This is a genomic window from Chloroflexota bacterium, assembly GCA_020161265.1.
Taxonomy (GTDB): Bacteria; Chloroflexota; Chloroflexia; order Chloroflexales; family Herpetosiphonaceae; genus Herpetosiphon.
Window position 1 is genome coordinate 649,602 of the sequence record JAIUOC010000001.1, and the last position, 26,585, is coordinate 676,186.

At 49.1% G+C, this 26,585-nt stretch carries 21 protein-coding genes; 10 read left to right on the forward strand and 11 right to left on the reverse strand.

The window, feature by feature from the left end; translation table 11 throughout:
* Positions 1–27 precede the first annotated feature (27 nt).
* Positions 28–2,076: a hypothetical protein gene (locus tag LCH85_02205; protein ID MCA0350786.1), complete on the reverse strand. Its 2,049-nt coding sequence runs from the start codon at positions 2,074–2,076 to the stop codon at positions 28–30.
* 240 nt (positions 2,077–2,316) lie between these two features.
* Positions 2,317–2,532, reverse strand: coding sequence for a helix-turn-helix transcriptional regulator (locus tag LCH85_02210; protein ID MCA0350787.1), 216 nt, complete (start codon positions 2,530–2,532; stop codon positions 2,317–2,319).
* 109 nt (positions 2,533–2,641) lie between these two features.
* Here LCH85_02210 and LCH85_02215 point away from each other — a divergent pair, with 109 nt between their 5' ends.
* From LCH85_02215 to LCH85_02230, 4 genes are all read left to right on the forward strand, one after another.
* A complete protein-coding gene (locus LCH85_02215; protein MCA0350788.1) occupies positions 2,642–3,670 on the forward strand; it encodes a helix-turn-helix domain-containing protein in 1,029 nt (342 codons plus the stop codon).
* Positions 3,671–3,757: 87 nt separating this feature from the next.
* Positions 3,758–4,144, forward strand: coding sequence for a MerR family transcriptional regulator (locus LCH85_02220; protein MCA0350789.1), 387 nt, complete (start codon positions 3,758–3,760; stop codon positions 4,142–4,144).
* A 109-nt stretch (positions 4,145–4,253) separates the two neighbouring features.
* Entirely contained in the window at positions 4,254–4,643 is a 390-nt protein-coding gene (locus tag LCH85_02225) for a hypothetical protein (GenBank protein ID MCA0350790.1), read from the forward strand.
* Between the two features lie 65 nt (positions 4,644–4,708).
* Entirely contained in the window at positions 4,709–5,458 is a 750-nt protein-coding gene (locus LCH85_02230) for a DsbA family protein (protein ID MCA0350791.1), read from the forward strand.
* 46 nt (positions 5,459–5,504) lie between these two features.
* Here LCH85_02230 and LCH85_02235 read toward each other — a convergent pair whose 3' ends face one another.
* Positions 5,505–6,284, reverse strand: coding sequence for a hypothetical protein (locus LCH85_02235; protein ID MCA0350792.1), 780 nt, complete (start codon positions 6,282–6,284; stop codon positions 5,505–5,507).
* A gap of 159 nt (positions 6,285–6,443) precedes the next feature.
* The gene (locus LCH85_02240) at positions 6,444–7,631 is read right to left on the reverse strand and encodes an MFS transporter (protein ID MCA0350793.1); all 1,188 of its coding nucleotides are present in this window, start codon (positions 7,629–7,631) and stop codon (positions 6,444–6,446) included.
* Positions 7,632–7,729: 98 nt separating this feature from the next.
* Here LCH85_02240 and LCH85_02245 point away from each other — a divergent pair, with 98 nt between their 5' ends.
* The gene (locus LCH85_02245; GenBank protein MCA0350794.1) at positions 7,730–8,818 is read left to right on the forward strand and encodes a LacI family DNA-binding transcriptional regulator; all 1,089 of its coding nucleotides are present in this window, start codon (positions 7,730–7,732) and stop codon (positions 8,816–8,818) included.
* A 59-nt stretch (positions 8,819–8,877) separates the two neighbouring features.
* Here the strand turns inward: LCH85_02245 and LCH85_02250 are convergent, their stop codons facing one another.
* A complete protein-coding gene (locus tag LCH85_02250) occupies positions 8,878–9,750 on the reverse strand; it encodes a slipin family protein (protein MCA0350795.1) in 873 nt (290 codons plus the stop codon).
* An 18-nt stretch (positions 9,751–9,768) separates the two neighbouring features.
* Entirely contained in the window at positions 9,769–11,079 is a 1,311-nt protein-coding gene (locus LCH85_02255) for a nodulation protein NfeD (protein ID MCA0350796.1), read from the reverse strand.
* Positions 11,080–11,342: 263 nt separating this feature from the next.
* On the opposite strand from LCH85_02255, the gene LCH85_02260 reads away from it, so the two are divergent.
* Both LCH85_02260 and LCH85_02265 read left to right on the forward strand, forming a co-directional pair.
* Positions 11,343–12,833 (forward strand): class A beta-lactamase-related serine hydrolase, encoded by a 1,491-nt coding sequence (locus LCH85_02260; GenBank protein MCA0350797.1) that lies wholly within the window; start codon positions 11,343–11,345, stop codon positions 12,831–12,833.
* 25 nt (positions 12,834–12,858) lie between these two features.
* A complete protein-coding gene (locus LCH85_02265) occupies positions 12,859–13,092 on the forward strand; it encodes a hypothetical protein (protein MCA0350798.1) in 234 nt (77 codons plus the stop codon).
* On the opposite strand, the gene LCH85_02270 is transcribed toward LCH85_02265, so the two are convergent.
* Positions 13,079–14,116 carry a response regulator gene (locus tag LCH85_02270; protein ID MCA0350799.1) on the reverse strand — a complete coding sequence of 346 codons (1,038 nt, stop codon included), beginning with the start codon at positions 14,114–14,116 and terminating at the stop codon, positions 13,079–13,081. The two genes, LCH85_02265 and LCH85_02270, sit on opposite strands and share 14 nt — an antisense overlap.
* Entirely contained in the window at positions 14,109–18,251 is a 4,143-nt protein-coding gene (locus LCH85_02275) for a PAS domain S-box protein (protein ID MCA0350800.1), read from the reverse strand. Before LCH85_02275 ends, LCH85_02270 begins: the two co-directional genes overlap by 8 nt.
* A 167-nt stretch (positions 18,252–18,418) precedes the next feature.
* On the opposite strand from LCH85_02275, the gene LCH85_02280 reads away from it, so the two are divergent.
* Entirely contained in the window at positions 18,419–20,590 is a 2,172-nt protein-coding gene (locus tag LCH85_02280) for a hypothetical protein (protein ID MCA0350801.1), read from the forward strand.
* On the opposite strand, the gene LCH85_02285 is transcribed toward LCH85_02280, so the two are convergent.
* The 3 genes from LCH85_02285 to LCH85_02295 form a co-directional block, all read right to left on the reverse strand.
* Positions 20,591–21,049 (reverse strand): hypothetical protein, encoded by a 459-nt coding sequence (locus LCH85_02285; protein ID MCA0350802.1) that lies wholly within the window; start codon positions 21,047–21,049, stop codon positions 20,591–20,593.
* Between the two features lie 111 nt (positions 21,050–21,160).
* Complete coding sequence (locus LCH85_02290) at positions 21,161–21,796, reverse strand: 1-acyl-sn-glycerol-3-phosphate acyltransferase (protein MCA0350803.1); 636 nt, start codon at positions 21,794–21,796, stop codon at positions 21,161–21,163.
* 19 nt (positions 21,797–21,815) lie between these two features.
* Positions 21,816–23,153, reverse strand: a complete 1,338-nt coding sequence (locus tag LCH85_02295) for a DnaJ domain-containing protein (GenBank protein MCA0350804.1) — start codon at positions 23,151–23,153, stop codon at positions 21,816–21,818.
* Positions 23,154–23,320: 167 nt separating this feature from the next.
* Between LCH85_02295 and LCH85_02300 the strand changes: the two genes are divergently transcribed.
* Positions 23,321–24,022: an ABC transporter ATP-binding protein gene (locus tag LCH85_02300; GenBank protein MCA0350805.1), complete on the forward strand. Its 702-nt coding sequence runs from the start codon at positions 23,321–23,323 to the stop codon at positions 24,020–24,022.
* Positions 24,019–26,568 carry an FtsX-like permease family protein gene (locus LCH85_02305; protein ID MCA0350806.1) on the forward strand — a complete coding sequence of 850 codons (2,550 nt, stop codon included), beginning with the start codon at positions 24,019–24,021 and terminating at the stop codon, positions 26,566–26,568. The genes LCH85_02300 and LCH85_02305 overlap by 4 nt, the downstream gene beginning before the upstream one ends.
* The last annotated feature ends 17 nt before the right edge of the window (positions 26,569–26,585 follow it).

Consider the following 26,585-nt stretch of genomic DNA (forward strand, 5'->3'; position numbering starts at 1 on the left):
CTATTGGATAAAGTTATATCAATGATTTTATTTAAAGTTACTTAGATTAACTGGTAGATACAATGGATAGAACGCTTGTTGAATCGAGTCAGGCGCACTCGGCGCTTTGGCACTAAACACCTCGGATACATTTCCTTGGCTATCACGAAAACGCACAAAGAATTCTTGATCAAACGGGACACTCACATACTGGCTATACGGTTGCCATGCATCATTAGCATACTGATCTGTCCAAACTTGGATTGATTGGATATCACCAGCATTGCTTTGGGCAGTTAATTCAAGAATCATGTCGGTGTCAGTATTGCGATAAAGATTGACTGCCCCAACCACATTTTGCTGGGCTAATGCTAGCTTGCTAAATGTTGGTGCAGCAGGCTGATCAATGCTCGGGCTAAGCGTAGTCGCGGGAGTGCCATCGTAAATCCGCATACTTGAGGGCGTAAATCCCTGAAACAAGCGCAAACTATTTTTTAAGGTTGTGCGTGCACCATTTTTGATCCCAGGATCATTTACAATATAGTTTCCAGGGTCAGTACCTGAACCACCAAGCACAACCAAAAAATGCAATCCACGGCTAGGATGACTGATTTCTAAAATTACTGGAGCCTTGCGGAGTTCTTGCTCCAAGCGTTGATAGGAGAAAGCCGGCCATGCGACATATTGAATGCGATTATTACCACAAGGCAGCAGCCGTGAGCCAGCCCAAACCATCGGACATGCTTGATTGCCCATACAACTATTTAATGTACTAGGATTTTTATCAACCCCATAATATTGAAACAGCATCGCCAATGAGGTTAAGGCACAACCGACAGGCCCAATGTTGCCTCCACAGGATTGCATCGTAACGCCACTCCAACGGCTATCCCCCTGCCAAAAGTAGGGCACATTCCATTCATGTGGAAGTTGTGGATACGGCCCAGAAGGATCGGCAGGGATAATTAGTGTACTTTTTAGGTTGACCCATCCGCTAAATTCGCTACCTGCTTGACCGTCGCCTGCCTGCACCCGCCAACGATAATCACCACCACGCGGTACTGTTACTGGCCATGACGATCCAACCCAATTTGAAGCTTGGCTCCATGTGCCATCAACCCGTTCGATGACAAATTGGAAGTTTCGCGCCGGATTTGGCCCATTGTCAGGATCGCCCATATCTTGAGCTTGCAAAGTAATTTGGGCTGTGTGCAGAGTACTTCCATTGCTTGGGCTGCTTGGTTGCGGAATATGGGGCGGCACATTGATATGATTAATTGCAATCACCCGATCAACCGTATGCCACTGCCCCGTAATCCCACTGCGATAAGAAAGGCTAATTGTGGCATGGCCTGCAGGAATTTGCTGCGCATCAAAGGTAAAAAGATAGCCTGCATTAATAAAACGCGCATCACCAAAATGGCCTGCAAGGTCGGGGCGAGCCTGAGGATATTGGGCAGCACCAAGAAAATTGCCATTAATGCGCACATGCACATCGGTTACTCCCGATCCGTTGAGTGAACCAAGATCAACCGCCCAGCCACGAATCGATACCATCCCACTAACAACTTGACCAGTATGTGGCTCGTCGATATTCATCCGTGGAACCGATACTTGACCAGGGCTGACAGGCGAACATGTTCCTGTACCATGGCCGGTCACCCGACAATCGGTGCGGGCGGCTCGCTCCATAAAATCGCCTTCGCTCAACAACACATCATTCGCTGTTGCATAGATGCGAAATACCTCAGGGCTATTGGATGCAATATTGATCACCATCCGCCACCATTCAGTATTACTCGGCGAACAACCACCACTAGAGCCTGAGCGATTATAAACTTCACTCCGCCAAATGCCAACGCTTTCCGAACGCATTTGAAAATAGGGAGCATCGGAACATAAACGCAAATAAATTGCCGTTGATGTGCCTTCGCGGGCAAAAATTATCGTCATTCCATGCATCGTCGAATCAGGGCTTACAGGAATATCCACAGGTTGATCGGCAATAGTTCCAATTCCAGATGCAAAACTTGATTGAGGGATCAGCATACCAGCCAGCACGATCAGTAAACCCCAGCGATATAACAAATGTTTCATTCGATCAATCCTTGTTATTACTCATTGGTTTTAGCAGACAGAAGCCAACAGGAGAATTTTCGGCGTTTGGTCTAGCTACCTTCAACGCAATGGGGTTTGTTGAAGTTATGACTGTAGGTTGAGATATCCTTTCTGATTACAACAAATTGATTTAATTTCAAAGTAAGCTAGCCATATACATCTACGCACAACGATACATCGATCTGTGAGGATTCAGGAATACACGAACGTGTTAAAATGTTAGCAAGCGCCGCCAAATTCGGGCTTAAGCTTGAGGTCAAACACCCGTTTGATCAATTGGGTACGACTGCGCACATCGAGCTTGCTGTAAATTTCGCGCAAATAACAGCCGATGGTGTTTTCTTGCAAATGTAACAATCCAGCAATCTCGCGGTCAGTGTGGCCATCAGCAATCAAGCATACGATCCGTAATTCCAGCGGAGTTAAGTCTGACATTGGTGTTCCTCCTTGCAGTCGCTATTCCATACCAAGCAGACTAGCAAAGCCGATCGGGCCGAGTTGCATGTTTGTGCAACTCAGCCTAACGTTTGAGGAAATTCAACCAATGCATAGCCCAAACTACACCTTTGCCGACTTGTTACACATCTTTTTTGCCTTACGCCCCAACCCCGATCGCATTCGCACCTACGATGATTTGGCTCAAGCAACTGGAATTTCGCGCCGTTCATTAGCCCATTGGTTTGCTGGCGATTACGCTCCCCGTACTCCAGAGCCAGTTGAACGGCTCGGCGATATGTTGGGGCTAACCGGCTTTCAAATCGATCTGATGTTGTATGCGATCAATCCACGTTGGTCACGCTACAACACTCCAGCTGATCAACTGCAAACGGCTGAGGTCATTCGGCGGGTCGAACAACGCTTGCCAGATCCAAGCATCAGCACCAACGATCTGCCAAGCCCAAGCCAAATCGAAAGCACATGGCCGATCTTGTTTCGCGATAGCTTTGAATCGAATGCCCATCACTGGGGGCTTGGCAGTAAAGATGATGATTCAGGCCGCGTCGAACGTTCGATCAGCAATCAATGCCTCGAACTGCGGTTGAGCAATCGCTTTGTCAGCGAAATGTTTATCGGAGCCGATTCGCAATGCTTCACACCTGATCGCTATTATTGTTCGGTTTATGGGCGCTTTGTTAGCGAGGCTGGGACTGATGATGGGTTGGCGCTTATATTTGAGGAGATCAGCGATGCCTGTCATGGCTTAATTCGCATTCGCGATCGAAGTGGCGAGTTTTCAGTTATTCAAGGGTTTCATGGGGGCGATTTTTGGAAAATTTACTTGCAACGCCGCCCAATCCACGGCTATCGTACTGGCCAATTTAATAAAATCTCCCTGTTGGTAGAGCATCAACAGCATTCACTATTTATCAACGATTACCACCAAGCAAGTTGGGAGATGCCGCGTCTGCCTGCTAGCCGAATCGATCTTGGGATTATCGCAGGTGGTCAGCAACAAGCCGAGGTGCATTTTAAAGATTTTGGGGTGCGTGTGCCCGCCGATCAGCGCCCCTTTGCCACGCTCGAAGCATTAATCGGCGGAACTTTAGCAAATTCAACCTGGCGCAATCAGTAAACCCCGCAATTGCCACTTGCTTTAGAGCACACTCTAAGCTATATCATGCAAGCAGCAAATGTTGACGTTTGTGCAGGAGTTGAATGTATGGTAATGCAACAGGTCGTTGAACAAAGCTTAACCATCCAACAGATGGCCGAAATTACTGGCCTCAGCGCCCACACCTTGCGCTATTACGAACGTGCAGGATTATTGCACGATTTGGTTGATCGTAATCAGCAAAATGGCTATCGCTCCTATACCCAACGCCATATCAATTGGATTCATTTCATCAAATGCCTACGGGCTACAGGCATGCCGATTCGTGATATTCGACGCTACACCGAATTGCTGCATCAAGGCGACCATACCGTGCGCGATCGTTTGAACTTGTTAAAAGCGCATCGACTGCGGGTTGAGCAGCAACTAACTGAGGTGCAACAACATCTTGAGGCGGTTAAACGCAAAATTAGCTATTATGAAACGCTTGATTAATGGGGATTAAACATTCAATTAATCGCCTAAAAAATCAGCGCTTAACCTGATCTTTCAATCCAAAGCTATGGTATGATCGGCGTAGGTTGATCGATTTTAGGGTTTGCTTGTGGTTAAACTGCGCCAAATAACTAGCGTACTGGGCATTTTATGGCAGCAATTGCTCTGTTGGGCAATGGTGCTGCATCTTGGTGTGGGTTGCCCAGTCGGCTGCGTGGTTAATTGTGAAGCCCAAGCCCAACTTAAAACCCCAGTCATCGAACAACCAATCACCTTAGAATGCACTACCGAACACTCGGCTATGCCAAGTTATGCGGTTGAGCCAAGTAGCCCCGCCAACACGGTCGTGCAGTTGGTCGCTTGGTTTCCAATGGTGTTAATTCTGCCCTGCTTCAGTCGCAACCTAGCCAGCCAACGCCAACAATGGCTGATTCCATCACAACAAGCTTACCCGTATATTGGGCAGCCAACCACACCGCCTCCTCGCCCAACAAGCTGAGTCCATCCGTTCGATTCAGATCTTGTTGATGCTGTAGATCTACAGCTTTTTTGAGGATGTGCATAATGAGTAGCTCAACCCGTTCAGGCAAAGGCCATCGCCGCAACCAGCCCGCCCGTTCGTTCAAAATGTTTTATCTCGCCCTTGGGTTAATTGGCATTCTTGGAATTGGCTTTGTGCTCGTTCAATCACTGAGCAAGCCCGCCAGCGTCAGCAATACTGGGCCAATGCCTAACCAAGCTGGTTTGAACGCGCCCGTTGGCAAAACTGCTGATAACTATTGGTACAAAGGCCAGCCCGATGCACCAGTTAAAGTCGAAATTTACGCCGATTATGAATGCCCAGCTTGCCGCACGCTAGAACTCGAATTAGCGCAAGCCGATTTCGATGGGTTGTATGTCGAAACTGGCAAAGCTCAAGTAATCTTCCGTGAGTTTCCGCTGAAAACAATCCATCAATCGGCCCAATTAACTGCTGAAATCGCCCGTTGTGCTGGCGATCAAAATCTATTTTGGCCAATTCATAATGCCTTGTTCAATAGCCAAACCCAATGGGCCAAAAGCCTTGGGCCAAAAACCCAAATTATGGCCGCTGTCGAGCAAGCAGGCGCTGATCGCCAAAAAATTGAAAGTTGTGTCGATGCAGGCACCTATACTGATGTGATCAACACTGCTTACGATGCAGCACTAGAACGCCAACTACAACAAACGCCCACAGTATTTGTCGATGGTCAACAAGTTAACTTTGAAACTGACTTTGCCAAAACCTTGATGGCAGCGGTCGATGCTAAATTGCCAGCCAATAGCAGCAATTAATCAAAAAGGCGAGCGATCCAAGTCGGTTGGATCGCTCGCCAGCATTTTAGGCTTGTTTGAAGAAACGAATTAGCTCGCGGGCATGATCCAGAAATTGGCCATCGGTCGAAATTTGAGCCACAGCATGTTCAATTTCACGGCTAATTTGGCGATGTGCTGCTTCGTTATTGGTGCTCAAGCTTTGCAATTCGACTTTTAATTGCTCGATACGGCGCTCTAAACGTTCAGCCTGTTTGACCTGCTCGCTGGCCCATGAATCGGCTTCTTCAAGGTTCAATTGCTCAATTTTGTATTCAAGCGTTGCTACTTTGTCTTTGAGCAACATAATATCATCACGGGGGAAACGCACTTCCTCATGAATCGTGGCTAGCCGTTGGGCCACATATTCATAGCCTCGTAAGGCTGGTCGCAACCCAGTTAGCAAAATCGCTGCCCCGGCTGCAATATAGCCGACGCTGCTAATATCGCTGGCGGCAACACCATATAAGGCCACCGCCGAAACCAGATGCAACAACACTGCCCCAACTAATGATTTTTTGGCAATCGACTTGGCATAGTGCTGTTGGCTCGCTTGGACGACAATCCCGCGTTGCTGCGAAATTTCAGCATCGGCCATCACCGTGCGAGCATCAAAATAGATATTCCAAGGGATGACCGTAATTGCCAAGAGCCACCAAACGCTGACAATTCCCACCAGCCAATCGGTCACATCGCCAGCCGGAATATCAAACCAGCGAGTCATAGCAAATAGCACAATCAACAAACCTGTTAGCAGGCTGCTCATCAACAAAAAGCGGCTAAAACTTGGGCGTTGAGCAGTAATCATGGCAAACCTCCAGCGCAGCAATCAAGCGAGATACGCTCATTCTAGCAGGCTGAAAGCTTGCCGCAATGCATCATTCGATACAAATTAAGGTGCATTTGGCGGCCAACAAAAATCACCAAGCAGCAGCTGATACTTGGTGATTGGAAAAACAGCAAAGGCTTATGCTGCCGGTTTAAGTCGATTCAAGCCCTCAAAAATCAAGGCCATCGCCAAAGCCACCACAAACAGATAAGTTCCTAGCATTTCGAGGCCAAAGCCATCGGCCAATAAACCAAAGCTGCTGGTAATCGAAGCGCCGCCCAAGGTTGCCGCAGCAATTTGAAAACCAATCGTATTAGCCGAATGGCTTGGCCCCATGCGAGCTGGTGTCAAGGCAATAAACGAGGGGAACATCGGGGCCAGTGCTAAGCCTAGCAAGGCAATACCAATCAAAGTCAGCCACGGAGCAACATTCAGCCAGAACAAAACCACACCAATAATCGCCGCCAGCATGCTCAAACGCAGCAAACTCAAAACACTAATCCGACCTACGATCACGCCCGAAAGCAACCGCCCAACCGTCAAGCTGCCCCAATAAACACTAACCCAAACCCCAGCAATGCCTGGCGGCATGCCACGCGAGGTCGTGAGCAGGGTATACAACCATTGGCCCGCACAAAATTCCAAGCCCGTGTAGAGGAAAAACAGCAGAATACTTAGCCATGTCGCTGGTAAACGCAAGGTTTGCAGCATTGTGGCGCTTGCAACCGGTTCCACAGCAGCCTCAGAATGTTGGGTTTGCCATTGTTTGCGGGTAATTGCAAAGGCACTGGCTAGCAATAGTTGCGCAATCCCGACCACCACATAGCCAACCCGCCATGATTGGTTGGCGCTAATAATGCTACTCATAATGACTGGGCCGCTAGCAGCACCCAAGCCAAACGAAGCATGTAACCAATTGAGTGTGCGTGGGTTAAAATTATCAGCAGCGTAGGTATTTAAGCCTGCATCAATCGCGCCGGCACCCAAGCCTGCTAAAATACCCAGGCTCGCCATAAAAATCCAAGTTGGCGCATAGCCATAGCCCAACAAACTTGCGGCGGTCGCTAGACAACTTAATACCAACAGCCAACCAACGCCAATTTTGGCCAACACGCGCCCACTGCTAAAACTCGAAATCAAATAGCCAATCGTGCCGCTCGTAACTAACGCACCCAAGGCATCAAGCGATAAACCAAACTCTGCGCGAACTGATGGCCATGCAACCCCAGTTAGGCCATCGGGCAGACCTAAACTGATAAATGCTGCATAGGCCAAGCCAACTAAAAGCGTCGAATGCCGCCGAAGTGAAGGTGTAGAATGCGCCACGATTCAACCCATTACCTTTCTGAAACGTTTTTTCTGTAACGATTCAGAAGTATAGCATGTATAATAAGAGCTGACAATCAGTCCAAAGGAGCAGATCTGTGGCACATGATCACGAACCCGCCAAGCCCCATCGGATTACCATTAGCACCGTTGCCGCTGCTTTAGGGGTCGCTGTCTCGACCGTTTCCAACGCCTACAATCGACCCGACCAACTTTCAGCAGAGTTGCGTGAACGCGTGCTGGCAGTCGCTGCCGAGCTTGGCTACCCTGGGCCAAACCCAGTTGCTCGCAGTTTACGCCAACAACGGGCTGGCGCGGTCGGGGTGCTATTTGCCGAACGACTGCCCTATGCCTTTCGTGATCCGGCGGTGTTGATGGTGCTTGAGGGCATTGCGACCACCCTCGAGCAGGCTGGCCTCGGCTTATTGCTCGTGCCGGGCCGCGACGACGACACCACCACCGTTCAACAAGCCTTGGTCGATGGCTTTATTGTCTATTCGATGATGGAAACTGATCCCCTGGTACAAGCTGCTCTGAAACGTCGGCTGCCAACGGTGCTGCTTGACCAACCGCCACGCCCTGATGTACCATCAATTATTGTTGATGATGAGGCTGGCGCACGCATGGCCACTGAGCATCTATTAAGCCTCGGCCACCGCCAATTTGCGATTATCACTGATCGCTTGGTCGAAACTAATCTACGACCATCGAGTGCACCAATTAACGTTCATGATCAAAGCGAACCAACCTTTTTTGTCACCCAATTACGCTTGCAGGGCTATCGCCAACCGCTGGAAGCAGCAGGCATCGATTGGCGCAGCGTGCCAATTTACGATTGCAACGATAACAACGAGATTGATGGCGCAGCAGCCATCCAAATTTTACTCGCCCACAACCCACGGCCAACCGCCATTCTCTGTTTAACCGATCGTTTGGCTTTGGGGGCAATCTCCGGAGCACAACAAGCGGGCTATCAAGTTCCGCAACAGCTTTCAATTGTGGGCTTTGATGATATTCCTCAAGCCAGCCAAAGTGTGCCGAGCTTAACCACCATTCGCCAAGATCATCGCCAAAAAGGCTTATCAGCTGGCCAAGCCTTGATTGAACTGCTGGCGGGCCAAAGCCCAACCAGCTATCAACGGCTGGCGGTCGAGTTGGTGGTGCGCGATTCAACCGCAGCGATTTAAACAAAAATCCCTGATCCTAAAGTAAATTAGGATCAGGGATTTTCAATATTATGTCAAATTTATTCGAGTGGTAAGCCAGTCATTGGGTCGAACAAGCCACGGCGTTGGCCGTCAGCAGGTCGAGCTTCGGTCGGCTTTTTACCACCTTCCGAATAGCTATCATTCTGCAATCCACTATAGGCTCGATCAATAAATGGCCGAATTAAGTCAATTGGCAATGGGAAGACCAAGGTCGAGTTCTTTTCAACCGCGATTTCGGTCAAGGTTTGCAAATAACGCAATTGCAACGTTACTGGCTCGCGTGAAATCACATCGGCAGCTTCAGCCAAACGCTTGGAAGCTTGGAATTCACCGTCGGCGTGAATGATCTTGGCGCGTTTTTCGCGCTCGGCTTCGGCTTGTTTGGCCATCGCCCGTTGCATCGATTGAGGCAATTCGACATCTTTGACTTCAACGATATTGACCTTGATGCCCCAAGGTTCAGTTTGTTCGTCGATAATTTGTTGCAAGCGATGATTAATTTGCTCACGTTGCGAAAGCATTTCATCAAGTTCAAACTGACCGACAACCGAACGCAAGGTTGTTTGGGCAATTTGCATGGTTGCACGAATGTAATCCATCACATTCACCACGGCCTTGCCTGGATCAAGCACCAAGAAGTACAACACCGCGTTCACCCGAATGGTCACGTTATCACGGGTAATAACTTCTTGGGCTGGTACGTCCATCGTAATCACGCGGGTGTCGATCCGAAACATACGCTCAAGCATGGGAATCACAAAGAATAAGCCAGGCCCACGCACCCCAACCAACCGACCCAAGCGAAAAATCACGCCTTTTTCATATTCTGGGATAATTTTGATTGCTGAGATCAAAAAGAAAAATAAGATCACCGCAATGAAAATTAAGGCAATTCCACCAAACTCACCCATTGTCATTACCTCCGCGCATTAGCGCCCACTATGCGCCACTCGACGCACAATCAAGGTTAACCCATCTAAACCAACAATTTCAGCCTGATCGCCCACGGTCAATACATCATCGGAGCGGGCTTGCCACAACGCTCCTTCAACAAATACCGTGCCTTCAGGCGCAACTGACGAACGAACTTTAGCAATTGTGCCAACCAAACGATCGCCGCTGGCTCCACGACCAACCCGCTTGCTGCGGCGGATAATCCAAATGCTTAGCCCAATCACACTTGCCAGGCCAAGGCCAAGGCCCGTAATCAAAGCGCGTGAGACGATAATTCCAGGGGCTTCGGCTGGATCAACCAGCAGCAAGGCACCAATCACGAACGAGGCTAGGCCGCCAACCGTCAAAGCTCCGTGCGCCGTCGCAAAAATATCAACCCCAAATAGCACAAAAGCCAAAATCAGCAGCACCACCCCAACCGTGTTGAGCGGCAGTACGCTGAGGCCATACAAACCCAAGCAAATTGCGATTACGCCCAAGAAACCACCAACGCCTAAACCTGGGTTGGCCGCCTCGAAGTAAATGCCTAAGCTACCGAGGCTAATCAACATCGTGGCGATCGTTGGGTCGCCCAAGAAGTGCAAAAGCCGCTCGAGCCAAGTCATTTCAATTGGTTGAAAAGCACTCGCTTGGGTTTGCAGCGTCACCTGATTGCCATTGGCCAAGGTTACTTCGCGGCCATTGAGTTGCCGCAATAAATCAGCATCATCTTGGGCAATCAGATTAATCACGCCCAACTCAAGCGCCTCGTTGCTGCCAATCGAAACACTTTGGCGCACCGCCTGTTCAGCCCATTCAGGGTCACGATCATTCGACGCGGCCCAAGTGGTGATCCGCGCAACGGCATCGTTGGTAATTTTATCGCGCAGATCATTATCCATATCTGAGCCACTACCACCAACCGGATGGGCCGCGCCAATGTTGGTATTGGGCGACATTGCCGCAATATGGGCAGCATAGGTAATAAAAACTCCAGCCGAACCAGCGTTCGCGCCTTGGGGCGTAACATAGACAATCACCGGCACTTTGGCATTGAGCACAGTCTCGCCAATTTGCCAAGTTGAGGTTGTTAGGCCACCAGGCGTATTCAATTTAATCACTAAACCTTGACATGCTTGCCGTTCAGCTTGGATCACGCTCCGTTGCAGATAATCGGCAACCGCTGGATTGATAATGCCACTGACCGAGGCGACACAGATTGCATCGTCAGTCGCAGCATAACTCAAGCTTGGTAGGGTTACCAAACTTAGCCAAAACACTAAAGCTAGAATTCGCAGCTGTCTCATCGTACCTCCCTTGGCGATGCCACACAGCCTATACGGGGCAACATTCAAAATGATGCAGATTGCTTAATCCTATTGTAGCAGGCTTCGCAAGGGCTAGACCACCTCAAGCGAGATTAACTCGATTTAAGAATTCTCACAAAATGTTCATTTTAAACAGCGAACTCTCGCTATCCGCGAAACCTGAACCTGCGGTATACTTAGTGGGTTCTCTGTGTGCTGGTTAGCCGAATCGTTCAAATTATATTATCAAGCTACATGCATCAATGAAAAAAGCTTTTTTGCTCTTTTGGGTGATGATGCTGGCAGTTCTTGGCTGTGGAATAGCGATTTACTATCTCCCAGCAAGCGCGGCAGTCACTCCCTCCAATTCACATCTTGAACGCACTGCTGCTGTTACTTCCGAGGCTGATGCTCCACCGTTGGTTTCCTCGATGCCACCAGGCGTATGGTTTTTTCCTGAACGCGCCAAAATTGGTAGTGTTGAAATTGGCGGTATGAGCGAGGATGAAGCCTTAGCCGCTTTGCAAGCAGCCTATCCCAACCCCACCTTAACCTTGACCAGTCCCGTTTTGCTTGAACCAATCAAACTCGATGGTCAACAACTTGGCTATCAACTTGATTTTGACCAAGCCTTGCGCGATGCCCGCGATCTGGCCGAAAAGCAAATTCCAATTCGCTTAGCAGTCAATGCCTCGTTCGATCAGCAATTGCTCAATCAAACGCTTGGCGAAATTGAGCAGGCGATAGCTATCTCGCCCACAATTGGCTACGATCGGGCGGTCTATGCCTTTGTGCTGACTCCTGGCTTGACACTTGATCGTCCAGCGTTGGTAGCCGAAATTACCCAAACCTTGCAACTGAGTCAAACTGATCCGCTGTTGATTCCAACGAGTCCAGTCACGGCGAATTTGCAAGCGAGCACTGAACAACTAACAACAGCCTTGGCCGATCGCGAGGCTGAGTGGGATGGCGTGGTTGGCATCTCAGTTTACGATATGAAGACCGAGCAATGGTTCGATTATCAAGCCAATACGGTTTTTTCGGGCATGAGCGTGCTGAAAATTCCAATTTTGCTGCAATCATTTCTTAGTCGCGAAAGCTTCACCAAAAATCAATATGCCATGATCGATCTGATGATTGGTGATAGCGATAACGAAGCTTCCAACGATCTGCTAGCCATGATCGGCGATGGCGATAGCTTAGAAGGCGCATATATCCTTGATCAAACTTTAACTGATATTCTAGGTCTAGAATATACAACTTTAGCTGCCCCATTTGAGTCGATCGATTATCTTTCAAATGTCCAGGGCGTAGAAATTCCCCAACGAGGTCAAGAAGGCGCTCGGCCCTACACCGACGCTGATCCCTACGTGCGTTCGTCGCCGCGCGAAATGGCCCAAGTCGTTTTGGCGATTGTCGAGTGTAGCCAAGGCCAAGGGGTTTTGCTAGCAATCAAAGATAGTTTGCTCAGCCCTGAACGCTGCGCTGAAATGTTGGAAATCTTAAGTCGGAATAAAGATACCAACAAAATTGTGGCGGGTGTCGCTGAAGGCAGTTTTGTGGCCCATAAAAGCGGCTGGATCGATGATGCGCGGGCCGATGCAGGCTATGTGCGCGATCCCAACGGTGATGAATATATTGTGGCCATGTGGATTTGGCAAGACACCGACTATATTGATACACCAGTTTCTGATCCACTACTCGCCGATCTTTCGCGGATCATCTATACTGCACGCCATCCACAAATTCGCTAGTCGTCGTTTGGAAAGGGCTACTGGGATGATTGGAACAGAACCGCTTTACATTGAACAGTTGAAGGTTGAAGCCGAACGCTTGCAACGCCGTTTTGAGCAAGCAACCGATGTTGATGAATTTATTCGCGTTAGCCAAGAAGCTAGCCGCCGAATTGCTGTGCTTGCCCCGATTGCCAGCATTATTCAGCGCTATATGCTGATTTCCGAGCTGGCCCATCGCGAGTACGAAGCCCACAAGCCCCAACCTAGCGAAGCGTAGCTGGGGCATACTGTTGCAACAATACGGGCTGCGGCGCTTCTTCAACTAATTGTAAAAACAGTGGCACTAAGGCTGGATCAAAATGGCTGCCCGCCAACCCAGCAATATGTTCACGAATTTGTTCGACCGGCCAGCCTGCACGGTATGGTCGGTCGGACCGCAAGGCATCCCACACATCAGCCAAAGCAAAAATTCGCGCCGCCAAAGGAATTTCTTCAGCTTGCAAGCCACGCGGGTAGCCGCTGCCATCCCATTTTTCGTGGTGACAATAGGGAATATCTAAAGCTGGCTCTAAATAATGGATTGGCCGCAGCAACTCGTAGGCGTAGGTTGGGTGTTTTTGCATCACAACCCATTCTTCGGCAGTCAATGGGCCAGGTTTATGTAAAATTGCATCGGGAATACCCATTTTACCGATGTCGTGCAGCAACGCACCACGCCAAATTTGGGTTAGATCGTCGCCAGTAATCCCCAAGGCCTCGGCGATGCGCACCGTCATTTCAGTCACGCGCTTGCTATGGCCCTCAGTTTCTTTATCGCGCAGATCCAAGGCTCGCGACCAAGCCTCAATGCCCGCATTATAGGCATCGATAATTTCTTGATTCAGGCGCTCGACTTGGCGACGCTCATCTTGCAAACGCCGATAACGATTCAGGCGAGTGATCGTTTGCAAGCGGGTTTTTAGTTCAAGGCTATCAATTGGTTTGCTCAGAAAGTCGTCGGCTCCAGCGCGTAAGCCTTGCAAGCGCGATTCACGATCATCCAAGGCGGTCACCATAACCACCGGAATTTCGGCGAGCAACGGGTTAGCGCGAATTTGGCGACAAACTTCAAAACCATCCATATCCGGCATCATTACGTCAAGTAAAATAGTATCTGGCAATAATTCGAGGGCTTGGGCAATCCCCGATAGGCCATTTTCAGCAAAAACTAAGTGATAACCCTCACCTTGAAGCACAGCATTCATACTAGCGCGTGCAACTGCGAGATCGTCAATGATGAGGATTGTTGCAGGATTATTCACGATCAAGACTCCTTTGTTGGTTGCACAGGGTATTAATTAATCGTTCAAGTTCAACTAAATTAAGTGGCTTATATAAAACTGTATCAGCTTGCTCGGCAAGCTGTGGTTGATCAAGAATTGCTAAAGCGCTTAAAGCTATAATCGGCAGATCATAATAACGTTTATGTCGCCGAATTGTATTAACCATCTGGAGTGCATCACCGCCAGCTAATTGTAAATCGAGCATCAATAAATCAATTGGTTGATTGGCAATCGCTTCATAGATATCGTGTTGGTTGTAGACTAAGTTTACATTCCAGCCAAATTCACTTAAGAAATCGCGAATCAATAAGCTGTTAGCCAAATTATCGGCAGCAAATAAAATCTGCTTGGTTTGATTAATTGGCCATTTTTGCAGCAGCTGATAGCGCGAATCGATATATTGCAGTGCATTTAACAAACGTGCTTGATTCAACGGCTGATACATACAATGCCAATGCGCAGGAATCGTCAGATCAAGCTTAAAATCTTGATCACAGAATAAAATGACTGGATGTTCGGCAGTTTGGCGGCGCAGTTGCTCAAAAAGCTGTTGTGACAAGCTTGTTTGGCGCAAGTCGTAGATCATCGTTTGGTTAGGCTGTTGCAAATAGCCTTCTAAATCAAAATATGGTTTGCAAAAACGTATTGCCAAGCCTAATTGTTCAGCATAGGCCGCCAATTGCATATTCAGTATGCGATCTTCGGTCACCGCCAACAGCATCGATTGCTCGGTTGACTCAACAATTTCAGCATTGCCATACCACGGTAGCACCAAGCGGAACTGACTACCAATTCCAACCTCACTTTGCAATTCAACTCGTCCGCCATGCAAATTGGCCATATGATACACTAAGGCCAAACCTAAGCCAGTGCCTGCATATTGGCGTGAAAGTTTGCTGTCAAGCTGCGAAAATGGCCGAAATAATTTTGGAATATCCTGAGTATTGATGCCAATTCCAGTATCCCAAACGGTTAATTCAACCTGATGTAATTGGCTATCCAACTTGACTGATAAACCAATTCGACCACCTGCTGGCGTAAACTTCACCGCATTGCTTAATAAATTGACCAACATTTGTTTTAGGCGGCGTGAATCGGCACAAAGCATCGCATCGGCGGCACATGGTTCATACAATAATTCAAGTTGTTTATTCTGGGCTAATTTTTGCACCATACGAATGCTGGCTTGGCAAATTTCATCAATCAGCATTGTTTGATGATTAATCGTTAGTTTACCAGCCTCAATTTTGGAAAGATCAAGAATATCGTTGATCAAATCGAGCAAATGGCGGCTATTTTCATCAATTTGTTGCAATGCTTGCGCTTGAGCTTGGTTTAATGCTCCATATTGGTCGTAGCGCAAAGCTTCGGTAAAGGCTAAGATTCCAGTTAAGGGTGTGCGTAGTTCATGGCTCATACTAGCCAAAAATTCATCTTTGAGCCGTGCTGCTTTGGCTAGCTCGGCATTGGCAATACTTAATTCATCAGTTTGCTGCTGTAAGGTTTGTTCAATCCGCTTGCGCTCAGTAATATTGCGAATCACCATCACGACCTCATCGTTAGCACTTGGCGCAATCCGTGCCTCAAATACGGTATTACCCTTGGGCAAGGTCAATTCATACTCAACATTTTGGGTGCTATTGGTCGCAATCGCCCGTTGGGTAGCACTCAGAATATTCACAACTTGCGGTTGAGGCAGTTGATTCTGGGCTTTTGCCCCAATCATTGCTTCTTGGGGCAAAAAGAGATCCGAGGGATCATTGGTGTGATAATCTAAAATTTCGCCTTGAGCCGTAAAGCGAATCATCAAATCGGGCATCGCCGCCAGTAGCGCTCGATTTTTGGCTTCGCTCTGGCGCAGTTGCATTTCGGCATGCTTGCGTTGAAACAGCGTACCTAACTGAGTTGCAATCACGGAAATCAAATTAGTGGTGCGTTCGTGATCAACCCCGCGACTACTACGGAAAAACTCCAAAATTGCCACAACTTGATCATTGGCCAAAATTGGCACAGCAACCGCCGATTGAAGCCCAACTTGCTGGGCTAATTCATAGCCACGTTGATTAAGATTGCCTTCAGTCCAATGATCGTGCTCAAGCGCGTAGCTGGCCGAGTGTTTGGTTTGCCAGACCCGCCCAGCCAAACCAGCGCCTTGCGGCAATTCCAAACTTTGAAGGTACTGATAAAAATGCTGAAAACGTTCGTTGCTGCTCCAGCGAATCGGGGCTAGCGCCAAAAAATCTTGGTTGGCACTCGGAACCCAGGCTACACTCAAATCCCAGCCAATTGCTGCACAGATGTTGCGCAACACCACTTCGAGCGCACTATTAAAATCAGCAGCCTCACTAACCGAGCGGGTTGTGCGATAGAGTAAATGAAATTCTTCTTCGGTGCGTTTGCGAGCAGCAATATTATTACCAATCAGCAAAAAGCCTTCGAGCACATCGGCATGCAACAACGGCGTGATGGTTAATTCAAGCGGAAAGCGTGAGCCAGAACGATGGATGGCTTGCCATTCGTGAGGCTCAGCTACGCCACGCCGCGCCTCGGCCAGCAAAATATCCAAATCGGAATAGAACAAGCCACGATTGCGATGTTGCTCGGTCTCCCAGCGATACCTCAAATCGGAGCGATCAAATAATTTAGTCGGGAAGGGACGGCCTAATAATTCAGTTTCTTGATAGCCAAACTCAAATTCAGCCGCACGATTAAAGCCACGCACCACGCCGCCAGCATCAAGCGAAATAATAATTGAAGGTGCATGTTGAATCATAGTGCGCTGAAACCGATACGATTGAGCTAACTCTTGGGTTCGTTCGACAACACGTTGTTCAAGCTGCTCGTTCAATTGCCGAATTTGCTGCTCTTGTAATTTACGTTCAGTAATATCGCTCGCCACGCCCAATAATTGTGAAACTGTACCATCAGCATCGATTACAAAAGGGGTCATACGTAGAGCAAAATAGCGATAGATGCCTTCTGGTGAGCGTAAGCGACATTCAAAATCAATAATTAATTGGGGATCACTGCTAGTAACTGTACGTCCTTGCAAGGTCTTTCGGATGATAGCATGATCGTCAGGGTGGAAGAGGGGCCGAATGGTGTTCATATCACTAGGATCAATGTTTAAGCTTTTGAACCATTGACGACTCACTTCGTTGGTATAGATCAACGAGGCCGAAGCACGATCGTAAATAAATAGTTGCGATGGCAAGGTGTCGGCAATTTTTTGAATAAAATGCTGCTTGGCTTGGGCCGCAGTTTCAGCTTTTTTCAAGGCACTGAGATCATCGGTGATGCCAACAAAGCCACACAGAACGCCAGCCTCAATCACTGGCGAAATGCGCAAACGTAACCAAATTAATTGGTTTAGCTTGGTATGCAAACGCACCGTTTGATCAAACAAAATGCTAGGAATCGGCTGTTGATTGACCGAAAGCGCCAAATCGTGCCAGAAACTATCGCTACCAGAGGCATCTTTGGGATGTAAAAACTCCATCCAAGCATCGCCCAACACATCTTCGAGCTTAACTTCGAGCATATGCAAAAGCGCAGTATTGGCATAGACACATTGGCCTTGGGTATCGCAGAAAAAGACCCCATACGGAGCAGCCTCGTTAATTGCCCGATAGCGTGCTTCGCTGCTGCGCAACATCACTTCGGCCAAACGGCGGCTGCTAATATCGCGGCCCGAAATATTAACTCCCTGCACCACTCGCTGTTCATCGAGAATTGGCGCAAAGTGAAATTCATAGTAACGAGTGGCTCCAGCATAGTGATGCACAAATTCTTGGGCAAACGCCTCACCTTGCAAAGCGCGGCGATAGGCTTCATTCCACGGCTTAGCAATTGGTTTGGGTAATTGCAACATACTCATTGGCTGGCCTAGCTCAATATGTTGGTCGTACCATTGATGCAAATAATCGTGAAAGGTGCGGTTGCTCATAATTAAATGTTGGCTACTATCAATCGACCAAATCAGGCTCTCAGTATGGTCAATCAAGGCTTGGAGTTTGGCAGTATGGCTGCGAACATGCTGAAGTTCGGTTTCAAGCAGGCTGACTTGTTGCTTTAATTGGAGTTCCAGCAGCGATTCATTGGCATAACAGGTCATGACAGCAATTCCTCTACAAGCTCTTGATGTCAGTTTCTCAGGCCACAATCAAGCAAACTTCCATTTCTATCGCTAGAGTACGTTTGTAAACCAACGGAGAACCTTACGAATACACATTGATGAAAACGATTTCAGTCCTATTATGGCTAGTGCTAAATGGGTAGAACATGGTACAACCATGGGTGACGTTCAATGCCAATTCAGCTTGGCTCTGGTATAATCGCGCAGTTATTTTGGAAATCGAGGCACACTACATGGGGCGGCGTGTTGCAAGTTGGGTCTGGGTTTTAGGGCTGTATAGCATTTTAGCGATCGGTTTAACCTGGCCGTTGATCACGGTTTGGGATAGCCAGATTCCAGGTCAAGCCCATAAAGACGGCTTAGAAGATGCCTATCAGAATATTTGGAACCTGTGGTGGATGCGTCAGGCGATCAGTCAGCCCACGAATCCATTAATAACCGATCGATTTTTTCACCCTGAAACTCCCAATTTGTACTATCACACCCTCTCACCGATCAATACCCTGTTGGCTACCCCGATTACGGCGATCTGGGGGCCAATTGCCGGGTTTAACAGTTTAGTACTACTATCGTTCATCGTTGGGGCATTTGGTGCTTGGAAGTTGGCCTATGATCGGGTTGGTTCTGCTTGGCTCGCCCTCCCAGCGGGGGTGATCTTTGCTTGGAATCCTTTTCATGTAGCCTCGGTGGTTGAAGATGGTCAGCTGCAAATTTTTTGTTTGCAATGGATTCCGTTTTATCTTTTGTATGCTTGGCGCTTGGCTGAACGTGGTGATCGGCGTTCGTTAGGTTTGGCGGGGCTTTTTCTCGGCCTTACCATTTGGACTGATTGGTATTTTAGTTTGTTTTTATTGCTTTGGACGCTGGGCTTTGGGCTTTGGCAGTTTTGGCGTAGCGAATGGCCACAACGCAAACGCTTATTCATACAATTTGGACTGCTGGGAATAATTGGGATGCTCACGGCGCTGCCGTTATTAGTGCCAATGTTGATCGAGGCCAGTCGTGCCGATTATATGCAGCTCTATCCCGAAAATGATCCGGTGCGGCTTTCAGCAGATTTGGCGGCGTTTGTGGTTCCAGCCCGCTTACATAGCCTTTGGGGCCGCTTCTTCAGCGACTTGCCGAGCGCAATCAATCGACGCTTATATTTGGGGGTTGTGCCACTTGGCTTGGCAATCGTAGCAACTTGGAAAACAGCCAAAGCCCGACCTTGGCTGATTATGACGTTAATTCTGGCAATTTTAGCCTTGGGGCCGACGCTCAAACTTGCAGGTACAACCACCACGATTCCGCTACCGTATCGTTTAATCCAGCAGCTACCATTCATCAGTTTGGCTCGTCAACCTGATCGCTTTATGGTGCTAGGAATGCTAACCTTAGCAATCGCCAGCAGCTATGGCTTGGTTTGGCTCAGCAGCAAATTAGCCTGGCAACGTTCATTGGCGCTGGTGATCGTCGTTATAATTGGGATTGAATATCTGCCAACGCCCTTTGACATGCGCCAGCCGCCAATGCCCCCAAGCTTGGCCCAATTGCCTAAAACCGACGATGCCGCCCTGCTTGAATTGCCGTTTCATGAGGATTTACCCTATCGTGATGCTGAGCGCATGTTGTTTCAAACCGTGCATGGCCGCCCAATCAGCGGTGGCTATCACTCGCGGCTGTATCCTCAGCCACAATACCAAATGCCAGTGCTCCGCGATTTAGCCACGCTGAGCCAGCACCCAGAAATTGTGCAAACCGCAGGCGATTGGCAACAACAATTAGCGACATTGAATTTTGGCTATATCGTGGGCTACAAGCAACAGCCAAACGGGCCACGCAACTATAGCCTCGCACAAATTGCCGAGTTTAAACAATTTGTCGAGGCCAATTTAGGGGTGACCCAACCACTGGCCGAAGATGATTTTATGGTGATCTATCAAGTACCACAGGCTCAAGGCGTGCCGATTATCAATCTGCGTGATGGTTGGGGCAATTTAGAGCCAAGTACAACTGGCAATTATCGCTGGATGGGCCAGGTGGCCAGTTTGGGCTTGATCGTGCCTGAGGCTGGTTTTTATCGCTTGCGTTGGCAGGCAACCCCGGCTGCAACTGCCCGAACCCTACAACTTTCTTGGCACAATAATCAATTGAGCATCCCTATCAGCCTTGAGCCACGCCAGTACGAAGTGTTGATTGAGCTGCCTGCGGGCCAAACCATTGTGCAATTACAAGCACTTGAACCAGCGACAACCGGCGATGCAATTGCCAACAACGGCGATCAACGGCCAATTAGCCTGCAATTTAGTAATATGCAACTGATCAGTACTCAATAATTATGGTAAGTTCTTTTTAATCATGTCATAGATTGCAGGTTGGAGCTGTGGGCGAGCTTGTTCGAGCAGCCAGCGCTCAAAAACATGGTTCGGATCGTTCAAATAGTGGGTTGAAGCGCCTTGTTCTACGGCAATAACTTCGCCAAAAACCGTCAATCGCAGCGGCATGCCAGTGCTCATAAGCTCTAGATACATACCGCTATAGCCTAAACCTGGTGGTTCAGGGTGGGTGGTAGCTGGCGTAGCGGTTTGCAGTACCTGTTGAATCGCATCAACAGCATTCGCATTCAAGAGCCAACTTGGATTAGGCATACCTGAAAATATTTGAATATGGCCTGTGCCAGCGGTAATTGCCGATAAATCACCAAAAGCAGTTGGCGTTGGTTGATCAGGGATTTGGCCGGCACAACTTAGCAGGATAATGCTCAAACAGCTCAATAATCCAAAACGCCAGCGCATCGTTAATCCTCACAACGTGATTAATTCAGCTAAGCCTACCAGAATCACATGAGTTCATAATTAACGCAGGGCAACAAAAAACCTCTCGCACATGCTGCGAGAGGTTTTGATTTAGACGCTCAAAGCTTGTTTGTAGAAACCTTGCATGGTTGGCGGCAGCATCGAGGCAATTTGATGCATGGTCGTATCCAAGGCGAGTTGGCGGCCTTCGTGGCCCTTGATTTTCCGATCAACCACAATTGGCGCAGCATAACGCACAATCACCGTCGAGCGTCGCCATGGCCAACCAAGCGTTTTAGTGCCAATCACAGCGGCGGGCACAATCGGCACATTCGCCAGTTGGGCCATAGCAATAATGCCATGTTTGCCTTCTAAAAGCTCGCCAGAACGCGAACGCGTACCTTCAGGCAAAATAATTAATGGTTGACCAGATTGCAAGACGGCTTTACAACGGGCTAAAGCCTCGCGATCAGCCTCGCCCCGCCGCACGGGAATGCCGCCAACCGCCGTGGCAATTCGCCCAAGAATCGGCAATTCAAACAATTCTTGCTTGCCGAGTGCTCCAATCAGATGGCCAGGCGAACCCAAGGAAAGTGCCACAGGGTCCCAATTGCTCACATGATTCGAGGCCAAAATATAGCCACCAGTCGCCGGAAGATGCTCTTGACCTTCGACAACGAGACGAGCACGCATCCCCAACAGCACACGGCAAACAAACCGTACAATTTGATAAATTAATGGCACCACAGCGCAAACCTTCTAGCAGCTAGGGCAAAGCACGAAGTCGTAAGTTATCAAAGTAGACATCGGCACTACTGTTGCCAGCTAACACAAAACCATACGCTCCACCCGGGAACGCTGGCAAAACAACTTCTCCAAGATAGGTATCATTCCAATAGAGATGGGTCACCGCACCACGCTGGGCAATCACCAAGCGACCAGGGCCGAGGCCTGAACCAGAAGCCAAGAGCGTGGTCTGAGCTGCAAAGCGTTGTTGAAAAGCCCATGTTCCATCGGCGGCAATAATAAAGCGATAGTAATTATTGCCATCGATAAAGCCCATCATCAAGCCGCCACTGCCACTGACCGCCTCAACATCAGCAGCCAAAACGACATTTTGGGCAGGTAAAGCTGGGCCAAACGACCAAACCGAGCCAACCCCCGCAACCATCGTCATATGGTAGCGGCCATTGATAAATTCAAAATTCCAGTTGCCACCATTGCCAATTGGCCATGTCCCGCCATCCAAATTATCAGTGACAAGAATCGGCCCACTCAGATCGTCTGGTAAGGGAGCAGGCGTATTGCTTGGCGCAGCAGTTGGTTCGCTGGTTGGGCTGGGTTCGAGGGTTGGCTCAATAGTCGGCTCGCTGGTCGGGCTGGGTTCGAGGGTTGGCTCAATAGTCGGCTCGCTGGTCGCCTCAAGCGTTGGCTCAAACGTTGGTTCAACCACAACCCCTTCATCACTTGTTGCAGTTGGGTTGCTGGCAACCTCGCCCTCAACCGTGATAGTTGGTAGCTCAGCAGCGATTAATGCAGTTGCTGTCGCATTGGGGTTGGTTGCGTTGGTATTTGAACCACCAAAAAACCAAACAGCCCCAACCAAGGCCGCAACGCCAACACTACCGCCAATAATCGCCACGGCCTTTTTGTTGACTGGGCGTTTGGCTTTGGCAGGTTGGTTGCGTTTTAATGCAAATTCAGCGCGATAGAGCAAATCGGCGCTATCACGATAAAAAGGATCAGCATTTTGAATTTGACGAAAAATATTAGCAGCACCAGCAAAATCATTGGCGCTCAGCAAACTACGGCCATGTTCGTAAAGCTGAGCCAACCGCTCAGGATTACCAACTGGCTCAGGAGTTGCCGCTGCGCTCGGAGTTGCCCGCCGAACAGGCTTGTCTTTTTGGGTCAAACTATAGGCTTCGGTAATCGCTGAAGCTCGTTTGCGGGCATATTCTTGTTCGTTGGGGCTGGCACTGCTCCAACGATCAGGGTGATATTTAGCAATTTCTTGGCGATACGCCCGTTTGATTTCCTCTGGCGGAGCACTTCGCGTCACGCCAAGCAGTTCATAGGAGTCAAGCTGTTCAAAATCGTACACGAGCACTATCCTCTGTTCGCTGGTGGTTCTCGGCGATTATACCATGCCGATCAAGATCATTGTGAAAATTTGGGCAATGAACTTAAATCAGTGTTACAGTTTAAGCGCAATGCCTCAATTCCCTAAGCCCTAGCATAGCACATCTGGTGCTGATTAAGTAGGAATATATGCCAAAAATATTAATTAATCTTGACCATGTTACAAAATCGTTTCAAGAAGCGGGCCAAGCGCGGCTGGTGCTGCGCGATATCAACGCTCAAATTCAGCAGGGCGAAGTGATTGCCTTGCTTGGGCGTTCTGGTTCGGGTAAATCGACCTTGCTGAATATTTTAAGTGGCATCGATGCGCCAAGTTCAGGCCGAATTACGATTAACGACATTGAGCTAGGCCAGCTCAACGAGCATCAGCGCACGCTATTTCGACGGCAAAACATTGGCTTCGTCTTCCAATTTTTCAATTTGATTCCAACCCTCAGCGTCGAAGAAAATGTGCTGCTACCGCTGGAATTAGCAGGTCGATTAACTGCTGCTCAACGTGAACGCGCCTATGAATTGCTGCGCCGCGTGCATCTCTTTGATCGTCGCCATGTTTACCCCGATAAGCTTTCGGGCGGCGAACAACAACGAATTGCGATTGCCCGTGCATTGGCTCACGACCCACTGCTGATTCTCGCCGACGAACCAACTGGTAATTTGGATGCCACAACCGGCCAAGAAGTGCTGAATTTGCTTGATGAGATGAGCCGCCAAGCTGGCAAAACCCTGTTGATGGTCACCCACTCGCTCGAAGTGGCTCGTCGCGCCGATCGGGTATTGAGCATGGTCGATGGGCAGTTGGTCGAACATAGCTTGGCTGAGGTCGAACTATGAAGTTGCTCTATCGCAGTAGTTTGCGTTATTTACTACGCCACCCCGCCCAGGTTTTGCTGGCAATTTTAGGTGTGGCCTTAGGCGTGGCGGTGGTGATCGCGATTGATTTAGCCAATGGCAGTGCCCAACGCGCCTTTATGCTTTCCACCGAGAGCGTCACTGGCAAAACCACCGATCAAATTCTGGCTGGGCAAAATGGCTTACCCAGCGATTTATACGCTCAGTTGCGCACTGAATTAGGCTTATCAGCGGTCGCGCCAGTGGTTGATCGCACAATCAGTCTGCCCAATCAGCCAGGCCGTTCATTTCGTTTATTCGGCATCGACCCATTTGCCGAACAGCCGTTTCGACCCTATTTGGCAACGCTCTTCAATAACCAGACCGATCTGCAAGCGCTGCTGACTGAGCCAAATACTGGCTTGATTTCGGCGCAAACTGCCCAAACTCTTGCTTTGACCGTCGGCCAAACCCTTGAAACGCGGATCGACGGCCAGCGCCGCAACATTACGATTATTGGGTTGATCGCTGGAGGCGATCAATTAAGTCAAGAAGCCTTGGCCGATTTGATTTTAGTTGATATTGCGACCGCGCAGGAGTTAGTTGGACAGCCGGATCGGATTAGTCGCATCGATTTGATTTTGCCCGAAGAGCAACGCAGCGCAATCCTTGAGCAAATCAAGCCGTTGTTGCCTGTTGATGCGACCCTGACGACTCCCGCCGCCCGCAGCGAAACCCTGCAACAGATGACCCGCGCCTTTGAACTCAATTTACAAGCGCTCAGTTTATTGGCCTTGATCGTCGGGGTTTTCCTGATTTACAACACCATGACTTTTTCGGTGGTGCAGCGGCGTGGTTTATTTGGCATTTTGCGCTCGTTGGGCGTGACACGGCGCGAACTATTCAGCCAAATTCTGATCGAGGCCGCCGTGATTGGCACCATCGGGGCAATTCTCGGGGTGCTATTGGGCATTGTGCTTGGTCGTGGTTTGGTGCGGCTGGTCACTCAAACGATCAACGATCTCTATTTCAGTGTCAATGTGCAAAATATAGCGATTGACAACATCCAATTAATCAAAGGCTTTGGGCTGGGTTTAGGTGCAACCTTGATTGCCGCCAGCATTCCAGCGCTTGAAGCCATGTTCTCGCCGCCGCGCACGGTGCTGCGACGTTCCTCAATCGAAGAACGAATTCAACGGATTGTGCCCCGCTTGACCTTGGCAGGTTTAGGTTTAGCAGGTTTGGGCGTGGCTTTGCTGCAAATTCCATCGCGCAGCTTGTTCCTCAGTTTTTCAGCCATGTTTGGGGTGATCATTGGCTGTGCCTTGTTCACGCCATTTGTCACTTTGCAGATGATGCGGCTATTGCAAATTCCACTCAATCGCATGTTTGGCTTGCTTGGTAAGATGGCTGCCCGTGATGTGGTTGCCGCCTTGAGCCGCACAGGCGTGGCAATTGCCGCCTTGATGGTTGCGGTTTCAGTCACGGTTGGCGCTGGCACGATGATTGGCTCGTTTCGGACAACGGTCGTGCGCTGGCTTGATCAATCGTTGCAGGCCGATGTGTTTGTGTCGGCTCCGAGTTTGAGCGCTAATCGTGCTGACACCCCGATTGATCTGCGCTTAGTAGAACAAATCGATCAACTACCCAGCGTTGCCTCGATGACAACCTTGCTGAACTTACGAGTCGAAAGTGAGCTTGGGCCAGTTCAATTAGCCGTCGCCAATTATCAAGATTCAAGTTTGAGTCGGCGGGCTTTGAGCTTTATCACCGATGCTGAGCAGGCTTGGCAAGGCTTCGCCGAGCAAGGCCAAGTTTGGGTTTCCGAGCCATTTAGCTATCGCTATGGCCGAGGGCTGGGCGATAACATCACCTTACAAACCGAACGCGGCCCACAGCAATTTACGATCGCCGGCGTGTACTACGATTATGCCTCGGATCAAGGCTACATCTCCATGAATCGGCGTGATTTTGCCAAATATTGGGATGTTGATACGGTGCATTCTATCACAATTTGGCTGGCTGAGAACGCTGATAGTGCCACGACGATCAGTCAAATTCAGGCCTTAGCTGCGCCAATTCAAGATTTAAAGGTGCAATCGAACCAAGCTTTACGCCAAAGCACCTTGGAGATTTTCGACCGCACCTTTGCGATCACAGCGGTTTTGCAGTTATTGGCCACAATTGTTGCCTTTATCGGCATTTTAAGCGCCTTAATGGCCTTACAATTAGAACGAAGCCGCGAACTTGGAGTTTTACGCGCCAATGGCATGACCCCACGCCAATTGTGGTTGAGTGTGCTCAGCCAAACTGGTTTAATGGGGCTAACCGCTGGATTATTGGCCTTGCCAGTCGGCTTGATTTTAGCAGTCGTGCTGGTGTATGTGATCAATAAACGATCATTTGGCTGGACGATGCAGCTGATTCTCGATCCCAACTTATTGCTGCAAGCCTTGATTGTAGCAGTTGTGGCAGCACTGTTGGCAGGTTTGTATCCAGCGTGGAAAATGGGGCGTACCTCGCCAGCGTTGGCGTTGCGGGAAGAATAGCATTCGAGCACAGCCGT